Source organism: Rhodobacteraceae bacterium Araon29 (assembly GCA_039640505.1).
Classification (GTDB): domain Bacteria; phylum Pseudomonadota; class Alphaproteobacteria; order Rhodobacterales; family Rhodobacteraceae; genus CABZJG01.
Window position 1 is genome coordinate 3375606 of sequence record CP046865.1, and the last position, 16639, is coordinate 3392244.

Sequence of the window (16639 nt, forward strand, 5' to 3'; positions counted from 1 at the left end):
TGGACCTATGTTTGATCCCTGACTACGGTTTTATCTATGCTGCGCTATACGCTTAAACGTGCTCTATCTCTGGCCCTGAGCCTCTGTTTGGCCTCGGTGATCATTTTCGCCGTGGTTGAGGTCGCGCCCGGTGATCCCGCCTCATTTATGCTCGGTATCAATGCGCAGCCCGACACCGTGGCCGCGCTGCGCGCCGAGCTGGGGCTGGACCAGGGCAAATTTGCCCGCTACATCGCGTGGATCGGCGGAATGCTGAGCGGGGATTTTGGCCTGTCCTACACTTATCGTAGCCCGATTTCGGATATGATCGGCGAGCGGCTTTGGATTTCACTGCCCTTGGCGATTTATGCCCTCGTGATATCAACCGCGATTGCCTTTCCCACAGGTCTTTATGCCGCCTCACGGCGCGGCAAAGCCGGTGATGTGGCGGTGATGGGGGCGACCCAGTTGGGTGTGGCCATTCCGAATTTCTGGTTTGCGATGATCTTGGTGGTGATCTTTGCAATTAAGCTGCGCTGGTTTTCGGCTGGCGGCTTTGCCGGTTGGGACGATGGGCTGTTCCTTGGGCTAAAGTCTCTGACCCTTCCGGCGATTGCCTTGGCTCTGCCGCAGGCCGCGATCCTGTCGCGCGTGATGCGCAGTGCGCTGATTGAAACCCTGTCAGAAGATTATATTCGCACCGCCCGCGCCAAAGGGCTTGGCAAACGGGCCACGCTTTGGCGGCACGCCCTGCGCAACGCGATGATCCCGGTGCTGACCATTATCGGGCTACAGTTTTCCTTTCTGATGGCTGGCGCAATTATCATCGAGCAAGTGTTTTTCCTGCCCGGTCTGGGCCGCTTGGTGTTTCAGGCGATCACCCAGCGCGATCTGATTGTGGTGGAAAGCGTGGTCATGCTGTTGGTGTTTGCGGTCATCTTGGTGAATTTCCTGGTCGATCTGGCCTATGCGGCGGTGGATCCGCGTCTGAGAGAGCGCACATGAGCCGCAGCCGTTCCCTGACCATCGGGGCTGTGCTCAGCCTGATGATCCTGCTGATCGCAGCGGTGTCGTTTATCTGGGTGCCGTATGATGTTACCCAATTGAGCATTCCCGATAAACTGCAGCGGCCCAACTGGACCCACTGGCTGGGCACCGATCACTTTGGCCGCGATCTGTTTTCCATGATCATGGTGGGCGCGCGCACCTCGATCGCCGTGGCGCTATTGGCGGTGGGTATCGGGATCGGGCTTGGCGTGCCCTTGGGGCTCGCGGCAGCGGCGCGTCAGGGATCGCTTCTGGATGAGGTGATCATGCGCACCAATGATCTTATCTTTGCCTTTCCCTCACTGGTGATTGCCATTTTGATCACCGCGCTTTTTGGCGCAGGGGCAATGAACGCCATCATTGCTATCGGAATTTTTAATATTCCGGTGTTTGCTCGTGTCACCCGCGGTGGTGCGCTCAGCCTGTGGCAGCGTGAATTTATCCTTGCCGCGCGGGTCAGCGGCAAATCCGCTCTGCGCATATCGGTTGAGCATATCCTGCCCAATGTCAGCAATCTTTTGATTGTGCAGGGCACCATTCAGTTTAGCCTTGGAATTCTGGCCGAAGCGGGCCTCAGCTATGTAGGTCTTGGGGCGCAGCCGCCGACACCAAGTTGGGGCAGAATGCTGGCCGATGCGCAAACCATGGTCAGCTTTGCGCCGCATCTGGCAATCATTCCGGGCAGCGCCATTATCCTTACCGTGCTGGGGCTTAACCTGCTGGGCGATGGGCTGCGCGATCATTTAGACCCCAAGGTCAGGAAGGGGCGCGGATGAGCTTGCTGAACGTGCAAAACCTTTCTGTGGATATTGGCGATCTAACCGTTCTGGACAGCATTAGCTTTGATCTTAAATCCGGCGATATTCTTGCCCTGACGGGCGAAAGTGGATCGGGCAAGTCAATGACCGCGCTGGCACTAATGCAATTGCTGCCCGAAGCGGCCATATGCAGCGGCTCTATTCAACTTGACGGCCGCGAGGTGATCGGGCTGGATGACCCGTCGCTTTGCAAGCTGCGCGGGGCGCAGGTCAGCATGGTGTTTCAAGAGCCGATGACAGCGCTTAATCCGGTCAAAACCATCGGCAATCAGGTGATGGAAACCCTGCTAGAACATGATATGGCGCAAAAGGCCCAAGCTCGGCAGCAAGCCCAGCAGGTGCTGGAACGGGTCGGGCTTCCCGCTGCCCAGATTTCAATGAACAGCTATCCGCATCAATTGTCGGGCGGTCAGCGGCAACGGGTGGTCATCGCTATGGCCATCGCGCTGCGCCCGAAGCTTTTAATTGCGGATGAGCCGACCACAGCACTGGATGTCACCACCCAGGCGCAAATCTTGAGGCTGCTGAAAAAGCTTACCAAAGAGGACCAGATGGGGATGATAATGATCACCCATGATCTGGCTGTGGTGGCCGATATGGCCGATGAAATCGCAGTGATGCAACTTGGTAAAATAGTTGAAAAAGCCGGCCCTGAAACGCTGTTTACCGCCATGCAGCACCCCTATACCAAAACCCTTTTTGCCGCCTCGGGGCATCAGGTTGCCCTACCGCCATTGCCGCCAGATCCACCACCCTTGCTTGAGGTCAAAGACGTTTATCGCAGCTACACGCTGCCACGCCGCGCCCTGTGGCAAAAACCGGCCCAAAAACCGGCGGTTCAGGGGGTCAGCTTTGAGCTACGCCGCGGCGAAAGGCTGGGTCTGGTGGGCGAATCGGGTTGCGGCAAATCCACCCTGACACGGGCAATATTAGGGCTTGATCCGATTGATAAGGGCGATATCTGGCTCAATGGGCAAAGCCTGCATGGGGCGGGCGCCGATCTGCGCCGTGATATTCAAGTGGTGTTTCAAGACCCCTACGGCTCGTTCAACCCGCGTCATAAAGTCGGCCGGCTTATTCGAGAGCCCTATCATCTTTTGACGCAGCCCCCGACCCCACTGGATCAGGGTGATGCCGTGGTCACTGTGCTCAAAGCGGTCGGCCTGCACGCCGAGGATCAATTTAAATATATCCATGAGTTTTCCGGTGGCCAGCGGCAACGGATCGCCATTGCCCGGGCGCTTATCATTCGCCCCAAACTGGTTATTTTCGATGAAGCCGTCTCAGCGCTTGATGTCTCGGTGCGGGCGCAAATCCTTGATCTGATTGCTGCACTGGCCGAAGATTACGGGCTCAGCTATCTATTTATCAGTCACGATCTTTCCGTGGTGCGCACCATTACCGATCGCTGTTTGGTGATGCAAAACGGAGAAATTGTCGAACATGGCCAAACCGCCGCTATCCTTGACAATCCGCAGCATACCTATAGCCAAGAATTGATCGCGGCAGCCCCCAAGCTGCCCAGAATTTCCATAGGAGCCTAAAGACATGTCGCTTCCCAAACTGCCCTTTGCCGCAGATAAATGCCTTATTGGTGGCCGGTGGATTACCCCTCAAACCGGCAATACAATTGATCTGATCAACCCCTCGGACGGAAGCGCGCTAACGGCGATTGCCGCAGGTGGTGCGGAAGATATCGACGCCGCGGTTGCCGCAGCCCGCAGTGCATTCGACACAAGCTGGTCCCAAACCACCGCAACCGATCGCGGCCGTATGTTAAGCAAGCTGTCGGCGCTGGTGTTAGAGCATAGCGCCTATCTGGCCGAACTTGAGGCGCTGGATGTGGGCAAACCGCTAAAACAGGCCCATGCGGATGCCATCGCTCTAGCGCGTTATATGGAGTTTTATGGCGGCGCGGCGGATAAGCTGCACGGCGAAACCCTGCCCTATCAACAGGGCTATACGGTCTACACCCTGCGCGAGCCACATGGGGTTACCGGCCATATAGTGCCGTGGAATTACCCAATGCAAATCATCGGCCGATCGGTGGGTGCGGCATTGGCGATGGGCAATGCCTGCGTGCTGAAACCCGCAGAAGAGGCTTGCCTGACAGCATTGGCCTTTGCCGATCTGGCGGGCAAGGCAGGTCTGCCCGACGGGGTTTTAAACGTGGTGCCCGGCACAGGTCAAAGCGCGGGTGCCGCCTTGGCAGCGCACGGCGGCATTGATCATCTTAGCTTTACCGGATCCGTGATAACCGGACAGCGGGTGCAGGCGGCAGCCGCGCAGCACGTGGTGCCGGTCACGCTTGAGCTTGGCGGGAAATCCCCACAGGTGGTCTTTGAAGATGCTGATCTTAACGCCGCCTTGCCGTTTTTAATCAATGCCGGGATACAAAATGCCGGTCAGACCTGCTCAGCCAGCAGCCGGATATTGGTGCAGCGCGGCCTTTATGAACAGGTGGTTGAACGCATGTCCGAACGCTATCAAAGCCTGACAGCGCGGCCCGCAATGGCAGATGGCGATTTGGGGCCGCTAATATCAGCGCGTCAGCAGGGCATCGTGAACGGGTTTTTGGAACAGGCGAGCGATCTGACCTGCGCCGCCAAAGGGCAGATTGCCGAGGATGCGCCGAAAGGTGGCAGCTATGTGGCGCCGCATCTTTTTGCCGATGTGGCCCCGACCCACGCGCTGGCACGCGATGAGGTGTTCGGGCCAGTGCAGGTGGTGATCCCGTTTGAGGATGAGGCCGAAGCGATTGCCATTGCCAACGGCACCGATTACGGGCTGGTGGCCAGTGTCTGGACCCGTGACGGCGGGCGGCAGATGCGCATGGCCAAGGCTCTGCGCTCGGGTCAGGTGTTTATCAATAACTACGGCGCTGGCGGCGGGGTTGAGCTGCCCTTTGGCGGGCGCGGACTGTCGGGTCACGGCCGCGAAAAAGGCTTTGAGGCGCTTTACGGGTTTTCGGCGCTGAAAACCGTTGCCGCGCATCATGGCTAGCGGACGGCTTCGCCTGACGAACCGCGATGCGCGCAGGCTCTGGATCTGGACCAATGGACTGGCCGAAACGCCAATAGGTCCATGCAAGCTGATGGATATTGTGAACCGTTTGGGGTTCGTTCAGATCGATACCATCCGCAATGTCACCCGCGCCCATAATCATATTTTATGGTCGCGCAATCAAAACTACCGCGAAGGGGCGATCTGGGACCGCTTAGCGGCCCGCGATGTGTTTGAGCATTTCACCCATGATGCCAGCCTGATCGCGGCTGATGTGCTGCCCTATTGGGGCCTGCAGTTTGCCCGATTAGAGGCTGCGATATCGCGCAACACTTGGTATCAGTCAGGTCTGGCCCAAGAACAGGTGGCCGCAATCGTTGCGCGCATCAAAGTCGAAGGCGCCCTATCCACTCATGCGTTTGACACAAAGGCTAAAATCCGTGAGATGTGGGCGCGGCCGCCGCATAAAAAGGCCCTTGATCACCTTTGGTATGCCGGAAAACTGGCCACCTCGCATCGTGAAAAATTTGTAAAGTTCTACGATCTGGCCGAACGTGTTTTCCCGCCCCATGAGCAGCGCACAGACGCCGAGGCGCTGCGCTGGCTCGCGGCTGCAGCGATGGACAGGTTAAGTTTCGCCGCGCAGGGCGAGGTGCAGCGGTTTTGGGATGTAATAAGCGCGCAGGAAGCCAGAGAGTGGACCACGAAAACCAAGGACCTTATCCCGATAGAAGTCACCTGTGCAGATGGGTCGACCTATGCCGCAATAGCGCATCCGGACATAGAAAAACGGCTGCGTGCAGCGCCTGAGCCCACATCAAAACTGCGCATTTTAAACCCGTTTGATCCGCTGATCCGTGACCGTAGCCGACTGGAAAAGCTATTTGGCTTTGCCTACCGCAATGAAATGTTTGTGCCAAAGGCCAAACGCATCTGGGGGTATTATGTGTATCCCCTGCTCGAAGGCACGCGGTTTGTTGGGCGAATTGAGCTTAAGGCCGACCGCAGCAAGCAGCTGCTTGCTGTAATCGGTTTTTGGAAAGAACCGGGTCAGCAGTGGAGCACTGCGCGCTGGAATAAATTGGAAGCCGAACTGCGCCGGTTTGGCAGGTTTGCCGGCTTAAGCACGCTGAGATGGGATATCGAACGTGTTTAACTTGAATATCATTGGATTTGAGCGCAAGCTTTGAATGAGGACAGCGGAGGCATTTGGATGAGACTGGACGGAAAAACGGCCATTGTTACCGGCGGAGGTTCGGGATTTGGTGCCGGGATAGCGCGTAAATTTATCGCCGAGGGCGCACAGGTGGTGATCGCCGATATCAACAGTGCAGCGGCTGAAAGCCTGAGCGATGAGCTGGGCGCAGCAGCCTTTGCCGCCCATGTGGATGTTGCAGATTTACGCTCGGTAAAAGCGCTTGCCCACCAAGCTGAAAAAGATGTGGGAGCGGTTGATATTATCATTAACAACGCCGGGGTGACCCATTTGCCAACGCCGCTAGACGAGGTCAGCGAAGAAGATTTTGACCGCGTGTTTTCGGTCAATTGCAAATCTGTCTATTTGACAGCCAAAACCTTTGTGCCGGCCATGAAAGCGCGCGGCGACGGGGCGATTTTAAATATCGCATCCACCGCAGGCGTATCACCACGGCCCAACCTCAATTGGTACAACAGCTCGAAAGGCTGGATGAACACGGCGACCAAAACCATGGCGGTCGAGCTGGCACCCTTTGGCATCCGCGTGAATGCCATCAATCCCGTGGCAGGTGAAACGCCTTTGCTTGCGTCGTTTATGGGCGAAGATACGCCCGAGATACGCGCCAAATTCCTATCAACCATTCCTTTGGGGCGGTTTTCCACACCCGAAGATATTGCCAACAGCGCCTGCTATCTATGCTCGGACGAAGCCAGCATGGTGACCGGGGTCTGCATGGAAGTGGATGGCGGGCGGTGTATCTAATGCAGCCCGGACCACGTAATTTAATCACCGATGTTGCAGGAATTGAGGTCGGCAACGCCTGTGATGCGGCGCTGAAATCCGGCGTCAGCGTGGTTCTGTCGGATGCCCCCATGACCGCCTCTTGTGCGGTGATGGGCGGTGCACCTGGAACCCGGGATACCGAATTGCTTGAACCCGACAAAACCGTACCGGCGGTTGACGCGCTGGTGCTGTCTGGCGGATCTGCTTTCGGGCTTGATGCGGCCAGCGGCGTCAGTGCCTGTCTGGCCAAAGAAGGTCGTGGCTATAGGGTGGGCAGCGCCAAAGTGCCGATTGTGCCCACTGCTATATTGTTTGATTTGCTCAACGGCGGCGATAAAAACTGGGCGACCAACCCCTATGCGGCTCTTGGCCGCGCCGCCTTTGAGGCCCGCAGCGAAAGTTTTGATATAGGCACTGCAGGCGCAGGCTACGGCGCGCTCTGCGGAATGATGAAGGGTGGTCTTGGCTCTGCTTCATTTCAGCTTAGCTCTGGGATCACCGTCGGGGCGTTGGTGGCCGCCAATCCGGTTGGCAACCTAGTGGAACCGGAGGGCAAACGGTTCTGGGCTGCCCCGTTTGAGGTTGGCGCAGAGTTTGGCGGCTGCGGTGTGCCAAACCCCAAGGGCCCCGTTGGACTTGCGCAAAGCAAACTTGGCCGTTTGGTTGACGGCGCCAACACCACACTGGCCATCGTGGCCACCGATGCCATTTTGACCAAAGCCGAAGCCAAACGCTTGGCTACCATTTCGCATGACGGCTTTGCACGCGCCATTTTGCCCTCGCATTTGCCGCAGGATGGGGATTTAATCTTTGCCGCTTCAACCGGCAGGCAGGCTGCACCCGAAGGCCGGTTGGGATTTGCCGAGCTGTGTCACGCGGCCAGCCTATGCGTCGCGCGCGCCGCAGCACGCGGTATATTTGAAGCAAGCAGAGAGCAGAATGATACGCTACCCACTTGGGCTGATTTCAATCGCTAAGGGGCCAGATATCTTTTCAAGCATGGCACATCTGAATTTCTAAACCACGCATTTATTCAACGAACACTAAAAAACACCGCAGGGCGCTAAATCGACCGGTTTGTGGCTTTTGGATGCGCCAATGTGATGCCAACTTGATAGCTTTTCGCAAGCAGGGATTGGCGGCGCTTAATTGAACCAGTGGCACCGCAGAGCACTTCGAGCCTGCGTGGAGAGAAGCCAAAATAACCAAAGGTTCCCTTGATCCATGCGGTTTCCAATGCAGACAGGTACCCGCCATTTTCCATTTCATCTGAGCGTGCTCCGGCCGGGACTAGAAGCACTCCGGAACGGGGCCTTTGGAGTGAGCTTTCCGGGTCTTGTAATTGATCGTAGGCCCAACCCCAGCTCCAGACACGGTCGAGCCAACCCTTAGTCATCGATGGCATGCCCCACCAAAATAGCGGAAAAACCAGACAGATTGCATCAGCTCGCGCAATCCGCCGTTGTTCGTGGGCCACATCATCCGATGGGGTTGCGTGGGGTTCTCTTGCAATGTCAGCCATTGAAAAACGCGGATCAAAACCTTCCGCATGTAAATCTGCTAGCTCGACCGAATGACCAGACGCCTCTGCGCCAGCCATGAATTGCTGGGCAACAGCAGCGCTAAACGACTTTGGGTTGGGGTGATCTAGAATGGTCAATACATGCAAATGCGCAGCCTTCAGAAAATATTTTTCCAGCGCCATTTAAGACTATGGATGCAAAACCAGTTCACAAGCTGGCCGCTCCAAATACGCGTGTAGGCGTTGGCTTAAACGCATTCCGCCCGAGAGTTGAGTTTAGGTCAAGAGGAAACTTACTGGTGCGCTTTTTCACATTTGGAGGGCCAGGGCACTGGGCGACATAGGAACACCTTGCCAATGCCTTGGCGTGTCTTGTCGTGTTCGCCACAATATTGTCCGATATCACAATAGCCTAGATCACCGACCGCGCGCTTGTGTCAGCCCTTTTCGTGAAAAAATCCAAAAATTTTCTCGGCCATGGCAGCGGAAATGCCATCTACGGCCTTTAGATCGGCTAGATTGGCGCGGCTAACGGCTTTGGCCGAGCCAAAATGGGCAAGCAATGCGCGTTTGCGTGATGCGCCCACACCGGTTATTTCGTCAAGGGGCGTGGCCCCAATGGCCTTGGCCCGCTTGGCCCGATGGGTGCCGATTGCAAACCTGTGCGCTTCATCCCGCAGTCTTTGGATGAAATACAGCACCGGGTCATTGCGCTGCAGAGCAAAGGGGCGCTGGCCGCGCATGTGGAACTCTTCTTTGCCCAGATCACGATCAATGCCCTTGGCCACCCCGACCATGGGGATGTCGTCCACGCCAAACTCGGCCATAACCTGCGCCACGGCAGAGACCTGACCTGCGCCGCCATCGATCAACAATAGATCCGGCCAGTGATCCAAACTACGGTCGGGGTCTTCCTTCAACAGACGTTTAAAGCGGCGGCTCAGCACCTCTTTCATCATGCCGAAATCATCGCCCGGGGTCACGTTTTCATCGGATATATTAAACTTGCGGTAGCTGTTTTTCATCAGCCCCTCAGGGCCGGCCACAATCATCGCGCCAACCGCGTTGCTGCCCTGAATATGCGAGTTGTCATAAACTTCGATACGCTGCGGCGGCTGATCTAGTTCAAAGGCGTCCGCCAGACCGCGCAGCAGTTTTGCCTGGGTCGCAGTTTCGGCCATTTTGCGCGCCAGACTTTCCTTTGCATTGCGCAGCGCGCCCGAGATGAGTTCAAGTTTTTCACCGCGCAAGGGGACGATAATATCAACCTTGCGGCCGAGCTTATCACTGAGCAATTGCTGCATCAGATCGGCGTTTTCAATACCGTGGGACAGGATCATGGCGCGCGGCGATTCCTTGGTGGCGTAAAACTGACCCAAGAACGCTTCCATCACCTCGGCATGGCCCATATCAGCAGCCACACGCGGGTAAAAATCCCGATTGCCCCAGTTTTGATTGGCACGGATGAAAAACACCTGCACGCAGGCCTGACCCGCTTCGAGATGCAGCGCAACAATATCGGCCTCTTTGACAGTTCTGGGATTGATCCCTTGGGTGGTTTGCACTTGCGTCAACGCGCGAATACGGTCGCGAAGGGAAGCAGCCTGTTCAAACTCCATCGCTTCAGAGGCAGCGGCCATTTGCGCGGCCAGCGTTTCTTGCACCTCGGTCGAGCGACCCGATAAAAACCGCTGCGCATCCTTGACCGACGCGGCATAATTATCGCGTGAAATACGATCAACGCAAGGCCCGCTGCAGCGCTTGATCTGATACTGCAAGCACGGCCTCGTGCGGCTTTCAAACATCGCATCGGTGCAGTTGCGCAGCATGAACACCCGCTGCAATTGCGATAAGGTTCGGTTCACTGATCCGGCGCTGGCAAAGGGCCCGTAATAGGCGCCTTTTTCTGATTTTGCACCGCGATGCTTTTTGATCTGGGGAAAGCGGTGCTGGGTGGTGACAAGAATATTGGGAAAGGATTTATCATCCCGCAGCAAAACATTATAGCGCGGTTTCAGCTGCTTTATCAGGTTCTGCTCTAGCAGCAGGGCTTCGGTTTCGGTGCGCGTGGTGAGAAACATCATCGAAGACGTTTCAGAAATCATCCGAGCGATACGCGCCGAATGACCGCTTGGACGAGCATAGTTTGAGACCCGCGCTTTTAAGTTACGCGCTTTACCGACGTATAAAACCCGTGCCTGATCATCCAGCATACGGTACACACCAGGCGAGCTGTCCAGCGTTGCTACATACTTTTGGATAATTTTATAGCCGGTTTTATTCATGATGTGCGCATTGGTCTAAGGGTATCTATCGAATTGATAATGATTCTTTCCTAGCTGCAATGTTATAGCTTTGGGATCAAGAGAAAAGCTGTCCACCGTTCCTGTGGATAACTCTGGGGAAAAGCAATGAGAATCTGGATTTTTCTTTGCAAAGTCTGCAACTTCGCTAATATGCCTAAAAATTAGGCATATAATTAACATATTGAAATCATTGTATTTTTTTTCATGCCTTCCTGCAAATTATTGAAAACAATACATTTTTGTAACAACTCTTTAACAAAACCTTACACCGGTGCACAACTTGTCCGATAAATTTTTCGAGCCGTTACTCAATGCCGAGTATATCTGGGGTTTGCCAGACCAAATGCTGGCCGCCATCGACACACAGTAATTGCCCTGTGATCGCCGGCGCATCAATAAAATACCCCAGTGCCGCCGTGATGTCGGATGGGTTAGCGCCGCGGGTCAAAACCGTATTTTCACGTTGTTTTTGAAAGTGTTCCAAAGTTTGCCGAGCGCCTTGCAATGTCGGACCGGGGCCGATTGCATTGACCCGGACGTGCGGCGCAAGCGCCTGTGCTGCGGTCTGTGTCAGCGCCCAAAGTCCCATTTTGGCGATTGTATAGCTGGCAAATTCAGGTGTGAGCTTGCGCACCCGTTGATCTATCATATTGACAATAAGCCCCTGCGCGAGCGGTTCGTTATTTGCATCCATCTGCGCTTTAGGTAGCTGCGCGGCAAAAGCCTGACTTAGAACAAAAGGTGCCCGTAGATTGCTTTCAATATGGCGATCCCAGCTTGTCCGCGTAGCCGTCTCAAGGGTGTCATATTCAAAAATCGAGGCGTTGTTGATCAGGCAGGTGATTGGCCCACCAAGAGCCGCGGCTGCGGCAGGCAAGAGCTCTTGGACCTCTGCCTCTATGAGCAGATCAGCTGGAAGCGCCTTTGCCTTGCAGCCCAAGGCTTGAATCTCTGCTACCACCTCATCTGCTGCCGCTTGCGAGCTGGCATAATGCACCACCACATCATAGCCCCGCGCCGCCACATATAGCGCCATTTCTCGGCCAAGCCGTTTCGCGCCTCCGGTTATCAATGCCCGCATGATCGCACCTTTCAAATTTTAGGATAGCACAATAGTGACATAGGCCAAATAACTGCCGGTCAAGAGCACGCCCCATAATCGCGTCAGTTTCATCCGCCCAACCACAAACGGCGCAAGCAGTAGCGAAGACCCCAGCATGACCCAAAGATCAAAGGTCAAAAACGCGCGCGGTACCGGCACGTCACCAATCAATGCGGTGATCCCAATGATGGCCAGCAGATTAAACATATTTGACCCAATCACATTGCCAATTGCGATATCTGCTTGCCTTCGAATAGCGCTCATCACTGTGGTGGCCAACTCTGGCAAGGATGTTCCAATAGCGATTAATGTCAAACCAATGGCTGTTTCGCTAACATGATAGCTCAGCGCAATAGAAGTTGCGCTGCTCACCAGAATTTCTGCGCCCAGCGGTAGTCCAACCAACCCAAGCAACAAATAAAGCGTAATCCACCAACCGCTCATAGACTGATCCGCAGCCTCTAGATTGGTTAAATCTGCTTGATCTGTGCCGGTCTCTTGCCGGTGGGCGCGGGCCTGCATAAAGGCATCTCGCAAAGAATAGCCAAGTGCAGCCAAGAGCACAGCGCCCTGCCACAAACCAAATTCTCCGGTAAAGGCCAAGGTAATAAACAAAAGCGTTGCCAGCAACATAAAGCCATAGATTTTGCGGCTGTTACAGCTAGAGGTATCCACCACAGATATGATCGCTGGAATGCCCAGAACCAAAAGCACATTAGCCGTGTTCGAGCCCACCACATTGCCCAAAGCAATCCCTGGCGCATTATCCAAAGTGGCCCGGATTGCAATCAAAAGCTCAGGGGCTGAGGTTCCAAAAGCCACGATGGTCAAGCTGACAATCAAAGCCGGCACCCCAAGCCGCAAGCTTAGGTTGACCGCGCCTTTTACCAGCGCATCCCCAGCCAAAAGTAATATAACAAGACCAATCGCAGACAGCAGCCAATCCATCACAGGTCCCTATTTAGCACCACATACACAGGGCGGCTTACCGATCATGATCCGGCCACACTCAGGGCATCTTACAGATTTGCGACGGCCAACCTTTGGCATCCGCAACCTGCCAAGCATGGCCAAGACCGCCATGCCAGCCAAAAACAAGACGACAATCTTAAAAATCATATCAAAGCCCAAAGCGGGCAAAGGCCGCCTTTTCCTCTAACATAATCGATGCGCTGTGAAACAGGGATGTGCCAAATCGCTGTGCCAAGCTTTTCTTTTGGCCATAAAGCCGGAAACGTACTTTTTCGCCATAGCGCTCTTTTAGAATAGGCACCAGATGACCAATTGCATCCGCCAGCCCCAAGTCAACAGCGGTCTGACCGACCCAGTATTCACCGCTAAACAAATCTTCATCAGAACTGAACTTGTCGCCCCTGCGCGCAGTAACATGGTCAATAAAGGCTTTGTGGACCTGCTCTAAGGTGGCTTTCATGCGGGCCACATCTTCGGGCTTTTCTTCGCGAAACGGGTCAAGCGTCGATTTTGATTTTCCCGCTGTATAGACCCGCCGCTCGATGCCATAACGGGCAAGGAACTCTGGCGCGCCAAATCCGGCAGAGATCACTCCAATGGACCCAACGATCGAGCTATGGTCAAGAAAGATCTCATCCGCTGTCACCGCCAGCCAATAGCCGCCCGAGGCGGCCACATCCTCGACAAAGGCCAGAACCGGCACTTTATGTTCTTCTGCAAGCCGGCGAATTCTCGCTCCAATAAGCGAGGATTGAACTGGTGAGCCACCGGGTGAGTTTAAAACCAACGCTACAGCGTCGGGTTTGCCTTTGCGAAAGGCCTTCTCAAGCATTGGCGCTAAAGCCTGATCATTAAGCTGCCCACGCGACCCGGCCGCAATAAGACCAGAAAGCCGCACCACGGCCACGGACTTTTGAGGTTTTAGAAATGGAATTTTAAGTTTCATGGTCCTGATGTAGAGTGCTTGGCGCAAACAAACAAGAACCCTAGGTGATCCATTGAAATTAAATTTTGACCGCAGGAAAGCCTTTAGTTGCGCAACCGCCATCCGGTTTTGAAAATCCAGCCAATCACCGCCAGACACAGCACGGTGAAGCCAAAAATAGCGATCAAGCTGGTATAGACAGACACATCAGCCATTCCGAAAAACGACCAGCGAAAGCCAGAAATTAAATACACAACCGGATTTAACATGGCGATGTTTTGCCAGACCGGCGGCAACATCGAGATTGAATAAAACGAACCACCAAGAAACACCAGCGGCGTCACAATCAGCAGGGGCACCACTTGCAATTGTTCAAAATTCTTTGCCCATATGCCTAGAATAAAGCCCAAAAGCGAAAACGAGAAACAGGTCAGAACCAGAAATGCAAACATGGCGAACGGATATTGGATTTTCAGATCAACAAAAAGTGTCGAGGTGGCCAAAATAACCATGCCGATCAACAGCGCTTTGGTGGCCGCCGCCCCCACGTATCCAGCTACGATTTCCAGAAAACTAACCGGCGCTGAAAGCAATTCATAAATCGTGCCGACAAATTTTGGGAAATATATCCCAAAAGAAGCATTCGATATTGCTTGCGTCATTACCGTGAGCATCACCAGACCCGGCACAATAAAAGTGCCATAACTGACCCCTTCGACCTGATCTATGCGACTGCCAATCGCAGCGCCAAAAACGATGAAATACAGCGATGTGGATATCACCGGTGAGGCAAGGCTTTGTCCCGCAGTGCGAAAAAAGCGCGCCATTTCGAATTGATAGATGGCCTTTATAGCGTGGATATTCATACCTATACCTCTGCTTCACTCGGGGTTTTGGCCTTGTCGGCCTGCACTAGACTGACAAAAATCTCTTCGAGCGAGGATTGATCAGTTTGCAAATCTTTCACCTGCAATCCGGCATTGGAAAAATCATGTATCAACCGCGTGATGCCGGTGCGGTCGCTGCGCGTGTCATAGGTAAAACTTAGCGCTGTGCCGTCATCGGAGAGCACAAGGTCATACTCGCCCAGCGCCTGAGGTATTTTATCAATCGTATCTTGCAACTCAATAGTCAGTGTTTTTTTGCCAAGCCGCTTCATAAGCGCCTGTTTTTCTTCCACCAGCAAAATCTCACCCTTGCTGATCACCCCGACACGCTCGGCGATGGCTTCGGCTTCTTCGATATAATGCGTGGTCAACACAATGGTCACACCACTGGCCTGCAATTCGGCCACAATATCCCACATATCCTTGCGCAGTTCCACATCAACGCCGGCGCTCGGCTCATCTAAAAACAACAGGCGCGGCTCATGGCTCAGGGCTTTTGCAATTAGCACCCGACGCTTCATACCGCCCGAAAGCTCAACCACTTTCGAGTTGCGTTTGTCCCAGAGCGAGAGTTGCTTGAGCAGCTTTTCAAGATAGCCATCATTTCTGGGCTTGCCATGCAGTCCCCGCGAAAAACGCACCGTGTTGAACACGGTCTCAAACGGCTCAAGCGAGACATCCTGCGGCACGAGCCCGATGAGTTTGCGAGTTTCACGATAATTAGTGATGATATCATGGCCGTTCACTAGAACCTCACCCGATGTGGCCAGGCAGATTCCACAGATGGTTGAAATCAAGGTCGTTTTGCCAGCCCCATTTGGCCCCAAAAGAGCGAGAATTTCCCCCTGATTGATGGTCAGGTTCACATTGTTCAGCGCTTGAAGTCCGCCGGGAAATGATTTCGAAAGGTTTTTAACCTCGACAACACTACTCATCCAACCTCACAAACTAAACCAATGCGCTGAATCTATTTGATAAACATACGCTTGGATAGTCAAATTAGTATCCAACAACCGTCGTTTCCGGCGCAAATAAAGAAACGACGCGCCGTCACTTTGCTGCACGCACCGTGTCGATCATCAGTTGAACATTTTCTGGATCGGCATCTGGCGTGATCCCATGACCCAGATTGAAAATATGTGGCCCACCGCTGAGCGCTGTGCAAATCTGGCGAGCCTCATCAACCAATGCCTGACCGCCTGTGACCATGTGAGACGATTTAAGGTTACCCTGAACGCAGCTGTCCTTTTGCAGATGCTGCGCGACCCACTTAGGGATAACCGAATTATCAACCGCCACACAGTCGGCGCCTGTCGCCGCAGCAAAGCCGATGTATTTATCCCCAGCCTCACGTGGAAACGCAATAATCGGGATATCTGGATGCCGCGCCTTTAGGGCGGTGATAATCGCTTTTGTCGGGGCAACTGCATAGCGCTCAAAATCCGCACCTGTCAGCGATCCAGCCCAGCTGTCAAAGAGTTTCACGACCTCGGCGCCAGCCTCAATCTGGGCACTGAGATATTCGATTGTTGCAACCGTTATAAGATCCATCAACCCGTCAAAAAGCTGTGGGTTTTCCTGTTTCAAAGCATGCGCTGGCCCCTGATCCGGGGTGCCGCGCCCTGCAATCATATAGGTGGCCACCGTCCATGGCGCACCGGCAAAACCGATTAATGTGGTTTCTTGTGGCAACGCCTTGGTCAAAATCCGCAGGGTTTGATAGACCGGTGCCAAGGTTTCATCAATGTCAGCGATAGGCCGCAGCGCCGCCAGATCATCATCACGTGTCAGGGTTGAAAGCCGCGGGCCTTCGCCAGTGACAAACCACAAATCAGCGCCCAGCGCCTGCGGCAGCAACAAGATATCAGCAAACAGGATCGCCGCATCAAACCCATAGCGGCGGATTGGCTGCAAGGTAACCTCGGCCGCCAAATCGCTGTTATAGCAAAGTGATAGAAAATCCCCCGCCTCGGCGCGGGCCGCGCGGTATTCGGGCAAATAACGCCCTGCCTGCCGCATCATCCAGATCGGCGGGGTGTCTAAAATTTCACCTGCAAGCGCGCGAAGTATTTTCTTTTGCTCTGCCATATGTCACCC

The 16639-nt window shown here is 54.4% G+C and carries 15 protein-coding genes; 7 read left to right on the forward strand and 8 right to left on the reverse strand.

The window, feature by feature from the left end:
* The first annotated feature begins 36 nt into the window (after positions 1–36).
* The 7 genes from GN278_16380 to GN278_16410 are packed head-to-tail and all read left to right on the forward strand — an operon-like array spanning position 37 to position 7805.
* A complete protein-coding gene (locus tag GN278_16380; protein ID XAT62204.1) occupies positions 37–984 on the forward strand; it encodes an ABC transporter permease subunit in 948 nt (315 codons plus the stop codon).
* Positions 981–1802: an ABC transporter permease subunit gene (locus tag GN278_16385; protein XAT62205.1), complete on the forward strand. Its 822-nt coding sequence runs from the start codon at positions 981–983 to the stop codon at positions 1800–1802. The genes GN278_16380 and GN278_16385 overlap by 4 nt, the downstream gene beginning before the upstream one ends.
* Positions 1799–3388, forward strand: a complete 1590-nt coding sequence (locus GN278_16390) for a dipeptide ABC transporter ATP-binding protein (GenBank protein XAT62206.1) — start codon at positions 1799–1801, stop codon at positions 3386–3388. The genes GN278_16385 and GN278_16390 overlap by 4 nt, the downstream gene beginning before the upstream one ends.
* A 4-nt stretch (positions 3389–3392) precedes the next feature.
* Positions 3393–4847, forward strand: a complete 1455-nt coding sequence (locus GN278_16395) for an aldehyde dehydrogenase family protein (protein ID XAT62207.1) — start codon at positions 3393–3395, stop codon at positions 4845–4847.
* A complete protein-coding gene (locus GN278_16400; protein XAT62208.1) occupies positions 4840–6003 on the forward strand; it encodes a winged helix-turn-helix domain-containing protein in 1164 nt (387 codons plus the stop codon). Before GN278_16395 ends, GN278_16400 begins: the two co-directional genes overlap by 8 nt.
* Positions 6004–6060: 57 nt before the next feature.
* On the forward strand, positions 6061–6807 hold the full coding sequence (locus GN278_16405; GenBank protein XAT62209.1) for a glucose 1-dehydrogenase: 747 nt from the start codon (positions 6061–6063) through the stop codon (positions 6805–6807).
* Complete coding sequence (locus GN278_16410; GenBank protein ID XAT62210.1) at positions 6807–7805, forward strand: peptidase T4; 999 nt, start codon at positions 6807–6809, stop codon at positions 7803–7805. Before GN278_16405 ends, GN278_16410 begins: the two co-directional genes overlap by 1 nt.
* 86 nt (positions 7806–7891) lie before the next feature.
* Here the strand turns inward: GN278_16410 and GN278_16415 are convergent, their stop codons facing one another.
* The 8 genes from GN278_16415 to GN278_16450 form a co-directional block, all read right to left on the reverse strand.
* Positions 7892–8533, reverse strand: coding sequence for a flavodoxin family protein (locus GN278_16415; GenBank protein XAT62211.1), 642 nt, complete (start codon positions 8531–8533; stop codon positions 7892–7894).
* Positions 8534–8787: 254 nt separating this feature from the next.
* The gene (gene uvrC / locus GN278_16420) at positions 8788–10635 is read right to left on the reverse strand and encodes an excinuclease ABC subunit UvrC (protein ID XAT62212.1); all 1848 of its coding nucleotides are present in this window, start codon (positions 10633–10635) and stop codon (positions 8788–8790) included.
* 325 nt (positions 10636–10960) lie between these two features.
* The gene (locus GN278_16425) at positions 10961–11737 is read right to left on the reverse strand and encodes an SDR family oxidoreductase (GenBank protein XAT62213.1); all 777 of its coding nucleotides are present in this window, start codon (positions 11735–11737) and stop codon (positions 10961–10963) included.
* Positions 11738–11755: 18 nt separating this feature from the next.
* The gene (locus tag GN278_16430; protein XAT62214.1) at positions 11756–12709 is read right to left on the reverse strand and encodes a calcium/sodium antiporter; all 954 of its coding nucleotides are present in this window, start codon (positions 12707–12709) and stop codon (positions 11756–11758) included.
* A 169-nt stretch (positions 12710–12878) separates the two neighbouring features.
* Positions 12879–13676, reverse strand: coding sequence for a S49 family peptidase (locus GN278_16435; GenBank protein ID XAT62215.1), 798 nt, complete (start codon positions 13674–13676; stop codon positions 12879–12881).
* Positions 13677–13759: 83 nt separating this feature from the next.
* Entirely contained in the window at positions 13760–14521 is a 762-nt protein-coding gene (locus GN278_16440; protein XAT62216.1) for an ABC transporter permease, read from the reverse strand.
* Between the two features lie 2 nt (positions 14522–14523).
* Positions 14524–15477 carry an ATP-binding cassette domain-containing protein gene (locus GN278_16445; protein XAT62217.1) on the reverse strand — a complete coding sequence of 318 codons (954 nt, stop codon included), beginning with the start codon at positions 15475–15477 and terminating at the stop codon, positions 14524–14526.
* A gap of 115 nt (positions 15478–15592) precedes the next feature.
* The gene (locus GN278_16450; GenBank protein XAT62218.1) at positions 15593–16630 is read right to left on the reverse strand and encodes a uroporphyrinogen decarboxylase; all 1038 of its coding nucleotides are present in this window, start codon (positions 16628–16630) and stop codon (positions 15593–15595) included.
* Between the last annotated feature and the right edge of the window lie 9 nt (positions 16631–16639).